Raw genomic sequence first — 13,658 nt, 5'->3', positions numbered from 1 at the left:
AAATTCAGGTTGGTTGGGTGGTGGGGAGGCGCATGGCCTCCCCACTTGGGCAGATCAGCGTCCGCCGATGACCCCGATATAGTCCGAGACCCAGCGATAGTAGGGCACGCATTCGCCCTGTTCGCACTGGGTGGTCGGGGTCCGCCAGAAGCGGATCTTGTCGAAGTTCTCGTAGCCGTTATTGGCGCAGCCTTCGTCGGTAAGAAGCTCATTGCCCTTGCAGGCGGCGGGCACGGACGGGACGGTACCGAACCAGGCCGAGACGTCGCCCTGCACCTTGGGCGAGAGCGAATGCTCCATCCACATATAGGCGCAGTTCGGGTTCTTGCTGTCGGCATGGAGCATGGTGGTATCGGCCCAACCGGTCACGCCTTCTTCCGGGAAGACCGAAGCAACCGGGCTGTCGGCAGCGAGGAGATTGACCTGGAACGGCCAGGAACCGGATGCGGCCACGCCTTCGTTCTTGAAGTCGTCGATCTGGATGAAGGCATCGTGCCAGTAGCGGCCGACCAGGGTGCGCTGCGTGCGCAGCAGGTCGAGAGCGGCGGCATATTGGTCTTCATTGAGGGCGTAGGGATCGGTGATGCCAAGCTCGGGCTTGTGGCTCATCAGGTAGAGCGCGGCGTCGGCAATGTAGATCGGGCCGTCATAGGCCTGAACGCGACCGGCATTGGGCTGGCCATCGGGGAAATCCATCGGCTCGAACACGACGTTCCAGCTGGTCGGGGCTTCCTTGAAGACTTCGGTATTGTACATCAGCACGTTCGGGCCCCAGACATAGGGGGTGCCGTAGTGGACGCCGTCCACGGTGTGCCAGGCGGCGTTCTGCAGGCGCTCGTCAATGGTCGACCAGGACGGGATCAGCGCGGTATTGATCGGCTGGACGCGGTTGCCGGCCACGAGGCGCAGCGAGGCGTCGCCGGAGGCGGTGACGAGATCGAACCCGCCTTCGTTCATCAGCGCCACCATTTCGTCGGAGGTGGCGGCGGTCTTTACCGAGACCTTGCAACCGGTGGCTTCTTCAAATCCCGTGACCCAGTCAAAGGCCGTGTCGGTCTCGCCGCGCTCGATATAGCCGGCCCAGGCCACGATGCTTAGCTGCCCCTCGCCGGCACCCAGCGTCTGCAGAGCCTCGGCGGCCATGGTCTGGCCCGAAAACACGGTTGCCATCGCGATGGCGGTACAAGTGCGTAAAACAGGCTTCATGACGTTCTCCCTTCAATCGCCGGTCCCCACCAGCTTAGGAAAGACTACGCCGCGCATTAACTTTCGCAATTTCATTCGACAGATAGAAGATATCGGAATTGCCGATGCCACATTCTAGAACTTGCGCTGGTTCTGCTGCGCCTGCACCAAGCCTATGAAATCACGAGCAGATTGCGGCAGGCCCGAACCGCGCCGCCACACCATGCCGACCTGCACAACCGGCAGATTGCCCGAGATAATTCGGTTTTCGATGCGGTCACCTTCAAGCGACCACGGGCGATAGACGAGGTCGGGCAGCACGGCGACACCCGCGCCCGTGGCCACAAGGCTGCGCACGGCTTCGACCGAACGGGTGCGAAAGGCTACGCGCGGCTTGGTGCCAAGGGCGGAAAGCAACTTGCCGGTATTCTCCTCGATTTCGTCCACCGTCAGCATGATCAGCGGCTCGGTGACGATATCCTCGATCTGGATGACATCGGCAGAAGCGAGTCGATGACCTAGGGGCAACCAAAGCCGATAGGAGGAGGTCTCGAAGATTTCGGCCTGCAGCGCGTGGCGATCCTGCAGGTCGGAAATGACCATGACGGCCACATCGAGCTCGCCGCCGATGAGGAGATGCTCAAGATAGTCGCGATTGTCCTCGATGGCCGTGACCTGCACCGCAGGGTAGGCGCGACGATAGCGCGCCAGAAGTTCAGACAGCACATAGCCGGCGACCATGGAGGTCACGCCGAGGGCCAAGGGGCTTGGCGGGGCCGAGGCGGTCTCGACAAAGCTGCGCCGCGCATCCTGCACACCGGACAGGATGCGGGCGGCGTGGCGGTGGAACTGGTGGCCCTGATGGGTGATGTTGAGCCCACGCCGATGACGCTCGAAGAGCGCGACGCCGAGGTCGAGTTCGAGGTCGCGGATAGCCTCGGTGACGGCCGATTGCGAGATCGACAGGTTTTGGGCGGCGCCGGAAATGGTTCCGTGCTCGGCGACGGCGATAAAGTACTGTAGCTGGCGCAGGGTGAAGGACATGGCCTTCACCCTAACGCGCTCATTGTGCTCACGAAAGTGGGCGCGGTGCGATCAGGCCGACAGACCACCGATGCAGGCATATTTGAGTTCGGTGAACTCCAGAATGCCATGCTGCGAGCCCTCGCGGGAATTGCCGCTTTCCTTGACGCCGCCAAAGGGCGCCAGTTCGGTCGAAATCAGCCCGGTATTGATGCCGACCATGCCGTATTCCAGCCCTTCCATCACACGGAAGATGCGGCCGACGTCGCGGGCGTAGAAATAGGCGGCAAGGCCGGTCTCGGTGTCATTGGCGGCGGCGACGACTTCGGCCTCGGTATCGAAGCGGAACACGGCGGCCAAGGGGCCAAACGTCTCTTCTTTCGCTAACTGCATATCGGCGCGCGCGCCCGTAACAACCGTGGGCTCGAAGAAGGTGTGACCGAGGCTATGGCGGTGCCCGCCCAGCCGGACATTTGCCCCCTTGGCCTTGGCGTCGGCGATATGCGCTTCAACCTTCAGCACGGCCTCTTCGGTGATCAGCGGACCCTGGGCGACGCCGTCCGAAAAACCGTCGCCGACTTTTAGGGCCGCGACCTTTGCCACGAACTTTTCGACAAAGGCATCATGAACGCTGGACTGCACATAGAAGCGATTGGTGCAGACGCAGGTCTGGCCCATGTTCCTATACTTTGAGACCAGCGCGCCTTCCACAGCCGCATCGATATCGGCATCGTCGAAGACAATGAAGGGCGCATTGCCGCCCAGCTCCAGCGCCACTTTCTTCACTGTGGTCGACGCCTGAGCCATCAGGACCTTGCCGACTTCGGTCGAGCCGGTAAAGCCGACCAGTCGCACCTTGGGGTGGCTGGTGAGCACGCCGCCAATGGCGCGTGCGTCGCCGGTAAGAACGTTGATCGTGCCGGCTGGGAAGCCAGCGCGCTGCGCGAGTTCGGCCAGCGCCAGCGCGGTCAGCGGCGTTTCAGGCGCGGGTTTCACCACCACGGTACAGCCTGCCGCCAGCGCCGGGGCGATCTTGCGGGTGATCATCGCCGCCGGAAAATTCCAGGGCGTGATCGCCGCCACCACGCCGATCGGCTGGCGCAGCACCATCAGCCGTGCATCGGCCCGATGGCTGGGCAGCATTTCGCCGGCAATGCGCTTGGCCTCTTCGGCGTAGAACTCAATGTAGGACGCGGCATAGTCGATTTCGCCCAGCGCCTCGGCAAAGGGCTTTCCCTGCTCGCTGGTGAGGATGGTCGCCAGGTCCTGCCGATTGGCGATGACGAGATTGAACCAGTTGCGCAGCACCGCGCTGCGCTCCTTGGCCGTGCGGGCGCCCCAGCCGGGCAGGGCGGCAGCCGCCGCGTCGACAGCCTCGGTTGCTTCGGTAGCACCGAACGAGGGCACATGGCCGACGATTTCACCAGTGGCCGGGTTGGTGACTGCCGTGCCGGCAGTGCCGACAAAGCGGCCGTTCAGAAGGGCCTGGCTCTTATGCAGGCTGCTATCGGCGAGGGGACGCATGGTCATGGTCTCAGTTTCCACCGGCCACGAGGGCGCGTTCGAGCTTTTCGAGCCCTTCGTCCAGCAAGGCATCGGAAATGGTCAGCGGGTTAAGGAGGCGAATGGTATTGCCGTGGATGCCGCAGGAGAGAAGGATCAGGCCATCGGCGACTGCTGCCTGGATCACTTTCCTTGTAGTCGCCGCATCGGGGCCACCATCGGTGCGCGAGACGATATCGAAGGCGACCATCGAGCCGGGGCCGCGGACATAGGCGATCGGCGCAATGTCGTTGCGGAGAGATGCCTTTTCCAACGCGGCCTTGATCTTGCCGCCGATGGCATTGGCGCGATCGACGAGCTTTTCCTCGGCGATCACATCGAGCACAGCCAGCGCCGCGGCGCAGGCCACAGGGCTGCCGGCATAAGTACCGCCGAGGCCACCCGTTTCGGGCGCATCCATGATTTCGGCGCGACCGATAACGCCCGAAAGCGGGAAACCACCGGCAAGCGCCTTGGCGATGGTCACGAGATCGGGCTCGACGCCGGAATGCTCGATGCCGAACATTTTTCCCGTGCGCGCAAAGCCGGTCTGGATTTCGTCGGCGATGAGCACGATGCCGTGCTTGTCCGCAATTTCGCGCAGGGCCACGAGCAGTTCGGTCGGCGCCGGCAGGAAGCCGCCTTCGCCCTGCACCGGCTCGATGATGATGGCGGCGACATCAGTGGGATCAATATCGGCGCGGAACAGTGTTTCAAGCGCACGCAGGCTTTCGGCGACGGTGACGCCATGGGATTCCGCCGGGAACGGCACGTGGAACACGCCCGGAGGGGCAATGCCGAACTTCTTCTTGTAGGGCGCGACCTTGCCGGTCAGGGCCATTGTGAACGTCGTGCGGCCATGGAAGGCGCCGCTGAAGGCGACGACGCCCGGCCGGCCCGTATGGGCGCGAGCGATCTTAATGGCGTTTTCGACCGCCTCAGCGCCGGTCGAAAAGAGGATCGACTTTGCTGGACCGGAAAAGGGCGCCAGCGCATTGAGCCGTTCGCAGACCGCCACATAGGGCTCGTATGGCACGATCTGGAAGGCGGTATGGGTAAAGCCATCGAGCTGTGCCCGTACCGCTTCCATCACCTTGGGGTGCCGATGACCGGTATTGAGCACGGCAATACCAGCGGCAAAGTCGATATAGCGATTGCCCTCGACATCCCACAATTCGCTGCCTTCGGCACGCTGGGCGAAAATGGGAAAAGCGGTGCCGATGCCGCGTGGCAATGCGGTCTGGCGGCGGCTCTGCAGGGTAGCGTTGTCGGTCATGGCAAGACTCCTTTGCCGCAAGTCTAGGGCGTTGCGAGGCTGGGGCGGTATGTGATTATGTTGGGTGGTGTGGTGCATTGAAGTCACCACAGGGAGTTCTCTATGCCCCCGAGGGACGACACCGCGCCGCGCCTGCCGCCGCTTCTCATGCTGCGCGCCTTCGAGGCCACCGGCCGCACCGGCTCGATGCGCAAGGCGGCCGACGATCTCGGCGTCAGCCACACGGTGGTCAGCCGTCACGTGCGCAATCTCGAGGGCTGGATGGGCCGTAAGCTGATGACCGCGGGACCGCGCGGCATCATCCTCACCGACGAGGGCCAAATCCTGCTCGCCTCGGTGACCAAGGCGTTTCGGCAAATCGCCAATACGGTGAGCGAATTGCGGCCCGCCCGCGCCGGAGCCATGCTGCGCATCTGGTGCATTCCCGGCCTCGCAACCCGCTGGCTGACACCGCGCCTCGCCGCCATCGAGGACATTTTGCGGGGCACCGATGTGGTACTGCGCGCCACGCACGCCTTGCCCGATTTCGCCGCTGACGAGGCCGATTTCGCCATCGGCTTCGGCGACTTCGATGCGCTGGCGGGCACGGCGCAACCGCTGCTGCGCCCCCGCATGTTTCCGATGGCCAGTCCGCAATGGCTCGCCACCCATGGCACGATCACGTCATTGGCCGACCTGCCGAATTGGCCGCTCATCCACGAGGAAAGCCATCGCCAATGGGCCGACTGGTTCGAGGCGGCCGGGGTGGGGACCGGGCACCGCCTCAATGGCCCGCGCCTGTGGGACGCGAGCCTTGGCCTTGACGCGGCGCGCGCCGGCCAGGGTATTGCCCTCGGCAGCCGGATTCTCGCGGCCGACGACCTGGCGAGCGGACGGCTGGTCGAGCTGTTCGACACCAATGTCCGCCTCGGCGGCTACTACGCCATCACCTCGCCCCAGCAGCGCGGCTCTGCTGCAATTGAGCGGTTGATCGCCTGGCTCGGCGCCGAACTGGAGCTGGCCGAAGGCGGCAAATGACCGCCCTCAGTCTTCGAGGAAAATCTCGGTATTGCCGTCGATATAGTCGTCGAAAAGCACCGTGGTGCTCTCCTCGGTGCCGATGACGAAGGCCATTTGCCCCGGACCGGTCAGGCGGCGCATGGGAACGTGGGGCTGGTCAACCGTGCACTGATAGTGGCCGCCCGAGAGTGTGGTGAAGGCAATGCCACGCCACATGGCGGTGGACGTCAGGTGGACGTGGCCAGCAATGACCTGGCGGATATCCGGATGGGTTCTGAGCGCATCGATAAAGGCATCGGGTTCGAGGATGCGGATGTCGTCGGACTCGATGTGCAGTGCATTGGCGTTATGGTGCAGAATGACGATGACAGGGCGGTCCAGCGCCTCGGCGAGACGGGCATGCAGCCAGCTGATCTGCGATGCAGTGAGCACGCCATCGACGCGGCCCGGCTCGGAAGAGTCGAGCAGGATGATGCGGTAGCCCTTGATATCAAAGGCTTGGTCGACCTTGCCCGTCTCGGCGACATGGCTGGCGCCGAAGACCGAGACGAAGCTGTCGCGGTCGTCGTGATTCCCGAGCGTGATGTGAACCGGGATAGAAATCCGGGCCACGATGGACTTCAGACGTTCGTAAGCGGCCGGCTGGCCAAGGTCGGCGAGGTCACCGGCAAGAACGCAGAAATCGGCATTGCCATAGCGCGCTTCGATGGCTTCCACGGCCTGTTCGAAGCGGGTGCCGGTATCGAGCGTCACCGACAATTCGCCCTCGGGCATGACATGCAGGTCGCTCAGCACCACGAATTTCAACGTCACGGCGAATCTCTCCGGAATGGATGTCAGGCCGATGTTTTAGCCGGGTTCATGTGACACCTTGCCATCTGCCGCTCGATTTTTTTCAGAGGCCCCGTCGAGCCGTCTGGTCCAGTCCTCTACGGATTGCGTCTCCAGTCGTCGCTCTGCATGGCGCCGCCATCCTTCGGCGAGTTTTGGTAATCGCGCCAGTGCCTCCAGTTCGATGGGGTTCAGTCGGTCGACATAGAAGCAATGCCAGATGCGGCGCAGGGTCCATGCGGGGTCGGCGCGGCCAATGCGTTCGAGCCGGTCGGTGGGCCCGATAGCGCCGGGCTGCAGCACGCGATAGTACCAGCCGGTCCGGCCGCTGGTCTGGACCCGGCGGGCCATGTCGGGAATGTCGAACCGCTCGTTGAGTTTCCAGCACGGCTGCCTGCCCTGGCTGACTTCCAGAACGGCACCGCCGAGGGAGAAGACGTCTCCGATGGCGACGACGTCCTCGGTGAGGCCAAGCGTCGAGAGGTTTTCGCCGAAGGCGCCGGGTTCAGCGAGCCGGGCATGGGGGCCGATCTCGGCGGTCCATGTTGCGTAGTGGTCGAAGGGATAGTGGTGCACCGCCTTTTCGGGGCCGCCATGATGCTTGGTGTCGCCCTGCGCGTCGCCTTCGAATCCCGTGGGTCCAAGCATGATGGGACCGGCAACCGGCGACTTGGCAATACCGCTTGGCGCGCCGCGGCGGCCGAGCGCGTTCACCTGCCCGGTGAGCAGGGCGCAAAGCGGATAGATCATGGGCTCTCCAATGCGGCCAGCCACTCGCGGAAGAGCCGCGTCGACGCCTCAACCAGCGCTCCTCCGTGGCGCTCCGCGTCGCGGCGCAGAGCGGGGATGTCGATGCCGACGGAGGCGAGTTCATGCGCGTGGCCGACGAGCCAGCGCTCAAAGCCGCTGCGGGCATCGACTTCGGCATGAAATTGCAGGCCCAGTATGGTCTTTCCCAGGGCAAACGCCTGCTGCTGGACGAGGGCCGATGACGCAAGATGCTCCGCGCCGGCGGGCAGGTCATAGGTGTCGCCATGCCAATGCAGCACGGATACGCCGTCCAGATGGCGCAATGGACCGGCCAGGCCGGCGGTGGTCAGGGATAGCGGCGCAAAGCCGATTTCCTTCACGCCCGATGTGAAGACCTGAGCTCCCGAGGCCGCAGCGATGAGCTGGGCGCCGAGGCAAATGCCGAGGGTCGGTTTGTTGCCCGCCAGGCGCTTGGCAATCAGCGCCTTTTCGGGTCCGAGGAAGGGATAGACCTCCTCCTCATAAACCCCGATGGGACCGCCGAGAACGACAAGCAGATCGAGCGCCAGTGGATCGAAGGACAGGAAATCGTCGTCTCCGATATTGCGATAGGTCACGGTATAGCCAGCGCCTTCGAGCACCGATTGCAGGCTGCCCAGATCCTCGAACTGCACATGGCGGAGAACGGTGGCGGTCTTCATGTGGAACTCCTTGGAAGCGGGATCAGGCGGGGCGTGTTGCCTTGGCGGGGGCGAAGAGGGTACTTCTGCTCACGTTTCTTCTCTTCAATGCCTGGAGGGTGGGAACTGCCGGTCCGTCGATGGCAGTCGACGGGCCGGCTTTATTTTGGGCCGACTACTCTGCCGGGGCCACCTTGCCGGGCAGGCTGAGATCGCCCGATGCCACCTTGAAGACATTGTCGACGCAGAGCAGCGGGGCGTGCAGGTTGGCATTGACCTTGAGGCCTGCCGTCACACCGTCGAAGGAGGCATCGGCGATGGCGCCGATGAATTCAAGCGGAATGGAGACGGCCACTTCGTCCCCGGTAAAACTCGTCGGATAGTCGGGGCTGTCGATCAGCAGCGGCACATTGGGCCAGGTCGGTGGCACCTTGGGCGTCGTGCCCTCGGGAATGTCATGGACCTTTAGGCCGGCAGGACAGGCGGGGTCTTCGCCCAGCACGACCCAGTGCGGATGCCAGACGTGGCGGTTGGTGCCACCATAGGCCGCGTCGTCGAAGTCGGGGTGGAAGGTGACGGCGAGCGCCACGATGCCCTGGCCGGAATCGAAGCCGATATCGCCGCTGTCGAGGCTGGTCGGCCAGACATAGGCGAAGACGCTGGAGCCTTCGAACTTGCCGGTGGCGTCGGGCTTGTCCTTGCCGGCTTCACCGCGGACGCGGGTGGAGAAGATGGCATTCTCGCCCTTGGTGACGATGCTGGTCTCGATGATGTCAAAGGACGCGGTGATGGCCTCGTCCGGCGTCGCGGTTACGGAATGGGCGAGGGCAGGGGCCGCCGCGAGCAGGCTCGCAGCGACAAGCAGTGTCCGGATCATGGAAAGTTTCCTTCTTCATTGGCCTGGAGGGTGGGAGTGATCCTTCGAAAAAGCGCTCCAGGTGGCAGCCCGGAGGGAAGGATCGGCGGTTTCGTGCTCGCGGCAATCGATGCGGAGATCCTTCTGGACGAAGGCTGCGTCCACGAAATTGCAATGATGCGGATTGGCCGCATCGGCATGGGCGAAGGGGCTGAAATAGCGGCAGCTGACGCACATGCGCTGGATGGGAATGTCGCCGTTTTCCTGCAATTGCCGGATCATGGCGATAAGCGCGAGCAGCATCTGCTCCTGCATGTCCGGTTCAAGGGCGTCAGCGGCGCGTTCGGCGGTGCCGGGCCTGCCCCGTTCGACCTGCACCAGGTCGAGACCGGCGGGGGTGCAGAGGATGCGCAGGGCGCGCAGATCAGCGGGATCGGGGCGCTTCTCGACAAGCCCCTTGCGCTCAAGCGCTGCAATGGAATCTGTCGCCGAGGGTTGTGACACCAGCACGCCGGCGGCGATCTCCTTGACGCCCATCCCTTCAGGGCAGCCTTCGAGCAGGGCGAGTATGGCGAACTGGGCTGGATTTACTCCTGCCGCGCGCGAACTCTGCCAATCGTCGGAACGCATCGCCATGGCGATGCGCTCGAGGCCTTCATGGATGCGAAATGCGGTGGGTCTGGATGATTGGGGCGTTGCCATATCGCCAATATATAGGAGTCCTATTTATGTGCAAGTGGCGCATTCGTTCGTGCTTGATGCAGGTCAAGGTCGTGTCCGGCGTCGTGTCGTAGGTTCGGGCCAGAAAAATCGCAGAAAGGCATGAAAATGGACAACCGGAGTGCTCGATTGGTCACGCATAGCGGGCTGGTTCTCCACGTTCGCCCGGCTCGGGTGGAAGACGAGGCCGCGCTCGCAAGGTTCTTTGAAGAGGTGACGAATGAAGACCGGCGCTTTCGCTTCCTCAGCAGCGTCCGTGTGGGCCATGAGCAACTGGCGTCCATGACGGCAGTCGACCACCACCAGACCGAAAGCTTCGTTGCCCTGGGCGAGGATAGAGCCACGATATTGGGCACTGCCATGCTGGCTTGCGACCCAAGCCTTGAAGTGGGTGAGGTCGCCATATCCGTCAGCGGCAACCACAAGAACCGCGGGATTGGCTGGGAATTGCTGCGCCACGTTGAGCGCTTTGCCACGACCAAGGGCGTCAAGCGCTTGATGAGTCTCGAAAACCGCGCCAACAAGTCCGCGATCCAGATCGAACAGGAGCTTGGTTTTGATGCCCAGTCCTATGACGGGGACATGACCTTGGTGCTTCTGCAAAAGAGCCTGGCGGCCTGACCAAATGTCCGCGCCGGCCGCGCTACGGCATTGTTGGCCTCTTCCGGCTTGGCTAGGCTGGGCGAGTCTATGTCGGCTGAGGACGCAAAATGGCTTGGGACGATCTTGCGCAATGGGGCAAGGATGCGCGGCGCATTGAGCCGCTCACGGGCGGCAGTTCCAACGATATCTGGAGCGTAGAGGTTGGTGGGCGACGTGCGGTTGCCCGCCTCGGCCGGAGGAGCGATGCCGACCTCGCCTGGGAAGCCGAACTGCTTCAATATCTCGACCGCAACGGTCTGACCGTACCAGTGCCGATCCCAACGGAGGATGGCCGGCTCTTCGTCGATGGGCTGGTGGTGATGGAATATATGGAGGGTGGGCCGCCACAGACGGAGGCCGATTGGCGGCGCGTGGCCGACGTGCTCCGCCGTCTGCATGAGCTGACGCAAGGCTGGCCGCAGCGCCCGGGGTGGCGATCATCCGCCGATCTGCTTCAGGTCGAGACGGGAACGCGGATCGACCTTGCCGCCATGCCGTCCGAAGCGGTTGCGCGCTGCCGAGCGGCTTGGCAGCGGCTCAGCGGGCGGCAGACCGCTGTCGTGCATGGCAATCCTACCAATCCGGGCAATATCCGCGTGACCGCCGATCGGATTGCGCTGATCGATTGGGACGAGGCACATGTCGACGTTCCCGATCTCGACCTGGTTCTGCCCTTCAATGCGGCTGCGCTCGAAGGCGTCGCCCATGACATGGCCGCGCAAGCATCGGCCGCCTGGGAGGCCGCCGTTTGCTGGAAAGACGACTATGCCGTCAGCCGGCTCGCGGAAGTTCGCGCGGTCCTATGAGGCGGCGCTTTCATCCTGCAGCCGGTGGCCGTTGGCGAAGCGGTGCAGGTCTGATGGGTCAAAGCCGATCCTTATCGTGCTGCCGCCGGCCAGGGGGATCTCACCTTCCGCCTTGATGGTGATGGGGCCGATCGCATGGGCTTCGGCATAGATTAGCGTTTCCGCCCCGAGATGCTCGACATGGCGAATGGTAGCGGTCCAGGGGCCGGTATCACTGAGGCGCAGGTGCTCGGGCCGGATGCCGACGAGATCGCCGCCCAGCCTGGCAGCCTCTTCGCCGGTAACGAAATTCATCTTCGGCGAGCCGATGAAGCCGGCAACAAAGGGTGTCGCGGGCCGGCGGTAAAGCTCCATGGGGGCGCCGGCCTGTTCGATGCGGCCGCCATTGAGCACCACGATACGGTCGGCCATGGTCATGGCTTCAACCTGATCGTGGGTGACATAGACCATGGTGGCGCCGATGCGGCTATGGAGCTCGGCGAGTTCCACGCGCATTTGCGCACGGAGGGCCGCGTCGAGATTGGAGAGCGGCTCGTCGAAGAGAAAGACTTTTGGCTTGCGCACGATGGCGCGGCCAATGGCGACGCGCTGGCGCTGGCCGCCGGACAATTGCTTGGGTTTACGATCGAGCAGATGCGTCAGCTGCAGCGTTTCGGCGGCATCGGACACCCGTGCGGCGATTTCGGCCTTGGGCATGCCGGAGAGTTTGAGGCCGAAACCGATATTGTCGGCGACGCTCATATGCGGATAGAGCGCATAGGACTGGAACACCATGGCAATGCCCCGCTGGGAGGGATCGCGCGTGGTGACATCGTCGCCACCGATATGGATCGAGCCTTCGGAGACTTCCTCGAGCCCGGCGATCATCCGCAACAGGGTGGACTTGCCGCAGCCCGAGGGGCCGACGAGCACGGTGAAGGAGCCGTCGGGAATGGTCAGATCGAGGCCGGGAATGATCTCCACGGCGCCATAGCGCTTGTGGACGGCGGTGAAAACGACATCAGCCATTGAGAAGCTCCTCGAACTGATCTGCGCTGCGGGTGGTGACGGAGACGGGGGAGTCGGGACTAGCGGGATAGAAAAGGTTGGTGATCCACGCGAGGCCCTGGGCGGCGCTGAGTTCGACAAGGCCGCGATCGATAAAGAGCGTCAGGTCGAGCACGTCATTGGCAGGCCAGGGCAGGTCGACGGTATAGTCGTGTCCGAATTGATCCATCCCGGCGATGGGCTGCCTGATGGTGCGGATCGAGCCGCGCTCCTTGCTGCTGCGCCCGACGATGAAATGCGGCTGATCCTCGCCGAAGAGGACAATTGCCATCTCTTCGCCCACGGCCAGATCGGCCATGAGGTCCGTGCGGCTGGTGCCGGGCAGGGCAGCATTCGCAAATCCGGCTTCTGCCGAAATGGGAACCTGTGCTGCGAGGCGCAGGCCATCGGCAGTGTCTTGGAGGCGCAGTTCGCGCGGCAGCGACATTACGCCCCGGAAGGCGGCAGTCTGTGTCTGCTTGGCATAGAGCCAGTTGCTGGCCCAGGCGATGGCAACGGGCGTTGCCGTGCCGCCGCGTTCGAAGAAGGTCTGGGCGGCATAGTAGTCGCGGCCATAGTCGAGCCAGAGTTCGGTTTCCGGTGAATTGGCGTTGGTGAAGGTCGTGCCATCGAACTGGCCGACAAAATACTGCGTGCCCGAACCCGGTGCGTAGCCGCCGGGATTGAGGCCGACGACCAGCACCCAGACCGCTTCGCCATTGGGCGCGGTGAGGGGGACCATATCCGGGCATTCCCATGGACCGGGGCTGTGCCGGCCATGGGTTTCGCCGAAGCTCGAAAGATGGGTCCAGCGCTCAAGATCGTCCGAGCCGTAAAAACCAATGGATTGGCCTTCGGTCACCAGCATGATCCATTTGCCGCTCGCTTCGTGCCAGATGACCTTGGGGTCGCGAAAAGCCGTCAGATCCGGGTTGGGCACGACCGGATTGGCCGCATGGTTTTCGTACTTGCTGAGGCCGCGGTCGGCATGGACGAGGCACTGCACCTGGTAGTCCTCGCCGGTCGAGGTGCGGCTGTGAGCGGTATAAAAGAGTTTTACTGCACCTTCTCCGGTCTCGATGGCGCTGCCGGAAAAGCAGGTGCCGAGATCGTTCGGGTAAAGCGCTATCGGTTGCTCCTCCCAGTGGACGAGGTCTGTGCTGGCTGCGTGGCCCCAGTGCATCGGGCCGTGCACGGTGCTGTCGGGGTCGTGCTGGAAGAACAGGTGCCAGACGCCGTCAACACGGATCATGCCATTGGGATCGTTCATCCAGCCGGCGCGCGGCGAGAAATGCAGATTGGGACGAAACTTTTCAGTCATG

The 13,658-nt window shown here is 63.4% G+C and carries 14 protein-coding genes; 3 read left to right on the top strand and 11 right to left on the bottom strand.

Annotation, left to right across the window (positions count from 1 at the left end; translation table 11 throughout):
* Positions 1 to 54 precede the first annotated feature (54 nt).
* The 4 genes from NVV77_RS16475 to gabT all read right to left on the bottom strand — a co-directional run bounded on the left by NVV77_RS16475 (position 55) and on the right by gabT (position 5,026).
* Positions 55 to 1,206, bottom strand: a complete 1,152-nt coding sequence (locus NVV77_RS16475) for an ABC transporter substrate-binding protein (protein WP_295415056.1) — start codon at positions 1,204 to 1,206, stop codon at positions 55 to 57.
* Positions 1,207 to 1,320: 114 nt separating this feature from the next.
* Complete coding sequence (locus NVV77_RS16470; protein ID WP_295415055.1) at positions 1,321 to 2,229, bottom strand: LysR family transcriptional regulator; 909 nt, start codon at positions 2,227 to 2,229, stop codon at positions 1,321 to 1,323.
* Positions 2,230 to 2,280: 51 nt separating this feature from the next.
* Positions 2,281 to 3,738 carry an NAD-dependent succinate-semialdehyde dehydrogenase gene (locus NVV77_RS16465; RefSeq protein WP_295415054.1) on the bottom strand — a complete coding sequence of 486 codons (1,458 nt, stop codon included), beginning with the start codon at positions 3,736 to 3,738 and terminating at the stop codon, positions 2,281 to 2,283.
* Between the two features lie 4 nt (positions 3,739 to 3,742).
* A complete protein-coding gene (gene gabT / locus NVV77_RS16460; protein ID WP_295415053.1) occupies positions 3,743 to 5,026 on the bottom strand; it encodes a 4-aminobutyrate--2-oxoglutarate transaminase in 1,284 nt (427 codons plus the stop codon).
* A gap of 102 nt (positions 5,027 to 5,128) precedes the next feature.
* Here gabT and NVV77_RS16455 point away from each other — a divergent pair, with 102 nt between their 5' ends.
* Positions 5,129 to 6,043 (top strand): LysR substrate-binding domain-containing protein, encoded by a 915-nt coding sequence (locus NVV77_RS16455; protein WP_295415052.1) that lies wholly within the window; start codon positions 5,129 to 5,131, stop codon positions 6,041 to 6,043.
* Positions 6,044 to 6,049: 6 nt separating this feature from the next.
* Here NVV77_RS16455 and NVV77_RS16450 read toward each other — a convergent pair whose 3' ends face one another.
* The 5 genes from NVV77_RS16450 to NVV77_RS16430 all read right to left on the bottom strand — a co-directional run bounded on the left by NVV77_RS16450 (position 6,050) and on the right by NVV77_RS16430 (position 9,778).
* A complete protein-coding gene (locus tag NVV77_RS16450; protein ID WP_295415051.1) occupies positions 6,050 to 6,838 on the bottom strand; it encodes a metallophosphoesterase in 789 nt (262 codons plus the stop codon).
* A gap of 36 nt (positions 6,839 to 6,874) precedes the next feature.
* Entirely contained in the window at positions 6,875 to 7,606 is a 732-nt protein-coding gene (locus NVV77_RS16445; protein ID WP_295415050.1) for an MOSC domain-containing protein, read from the bottom strand.
* Positions 7,603 to 8,307 carry a glutamine amidotransferase gene (locus tag NVV77_RS16440; RefSeq protein WP_295415049.1) on the bottom strand — a complete coding sequence of 235 codons (705 nt, stop codon included), beginning with the start codon at positions 8,305 to 8,307 and terminating at the stop codon, positions 7,603 to 7,605. The genes NVV77_RS16445 and NVV77_RS16440 overlap by 4 nt, the downstream gene beginning before the upstream one ends.
* A 154-nt stretch (positions 8,308 to 8,461) precedes the next feature.
* Positions 8,462 to 9,163 (bottom strand): hypothetical protein, encoded by a 702-nt coding sequence (locus NVV77_RS16435; protein WP_295415048.1) that lies wholly within the window; start codon positions 9,161 to 9,163, stop codon positions 8,462 to 8,464.
* A 15-nt stretch (positions 9,164 to 9,178) separates the two neighbouring features.
* The gene (locus NVV77_RS16430) at positions 9,179 to 9,778 is read right to left on the bottom strand and encodes a MarR family winged helix-turn-helix transcriptional regulator (protein ID WP_295415047.1); all 600 of its coding nucleotides are present in this window, start codon (positions 9,776 to 9,778) and stop codon (positions 9,179 to 9,181) included.
* Between the two features lie 213 nt (positions 9,779 to 9,991).
* Between NVV77_RS16430 and NVV77_RS16425 the strand changes: the two genes are divergently transcribed.
* Entirely contained in the window at positions 9,992 to 10,483 is a 492-nt protein-coding gene (locus NVV77_RS16425) for a GNAT family N-acetyltransferase (RefSeq protein WP_295415046.1), read from the top strand.
* Between the two features lie 89 nt (positions 10,484 to 10,572).
* Positions 10,573 to 11,310 (top strand): phosphotransferase, encoded by a 738-nt coding sequence (locus tag NVV77_RS16420; protein ID WP_295415045.1) that lies wholly within the window; start codon positions 10,573 to 10,575, stop codon positions 11,308 to 11,310.
* Here NVV77_RS16420 and NVV77_RS16415 read toward each other — a convergent pair.
* Positions 11,305 to 12,318 carry an ABC transporter ATP-binding protein gene (locus NVV77_RS16415; protein ID WP_295415044.1) on the bottom strand — a complete coding sequence of 338 codons (1,014 nt, stop codon included), beginning with the start codon at positions 12,316 to 12,318 and terminating at the stop codon, positions 11,305 to 11,307. The genes NVV77_RS16420 and NVV77_RS16415 overlap by 6 nt on opposite strands.
* Positions 12,311 to 13,657, bottom strand: a complete 1,347-nt coding sequence (locus NVV77_RS16410) for a glycoside hydrolase family 32 protein (protein ID WP_295415043.1) — start codon at positions 13,655 to 13,657, stop codon at positions 12,311 to 12,313. The genes NVV77_RS16415 and NVV77_RS16410 overlap by 8 nt, the downstream gene beginning before the upstream one ends.
* Between the last annotated feature and the right edge of the window lies 1 nt (position 13,658).

The organism is Devosia sp., assembly GCF_024707125.1.
In the GTDB taxonomy this organism is placed as follows: Bacteria; Pseudomonadota; Alphaproteobacteria; order Rhizobiales; family Devosiaceae; genus Devosia.
The sequence above is the reverse complement of the archived record's forward strand: the minus strand, read 5'-3'. Positions and strand labels throughout refer to the sequence as shown.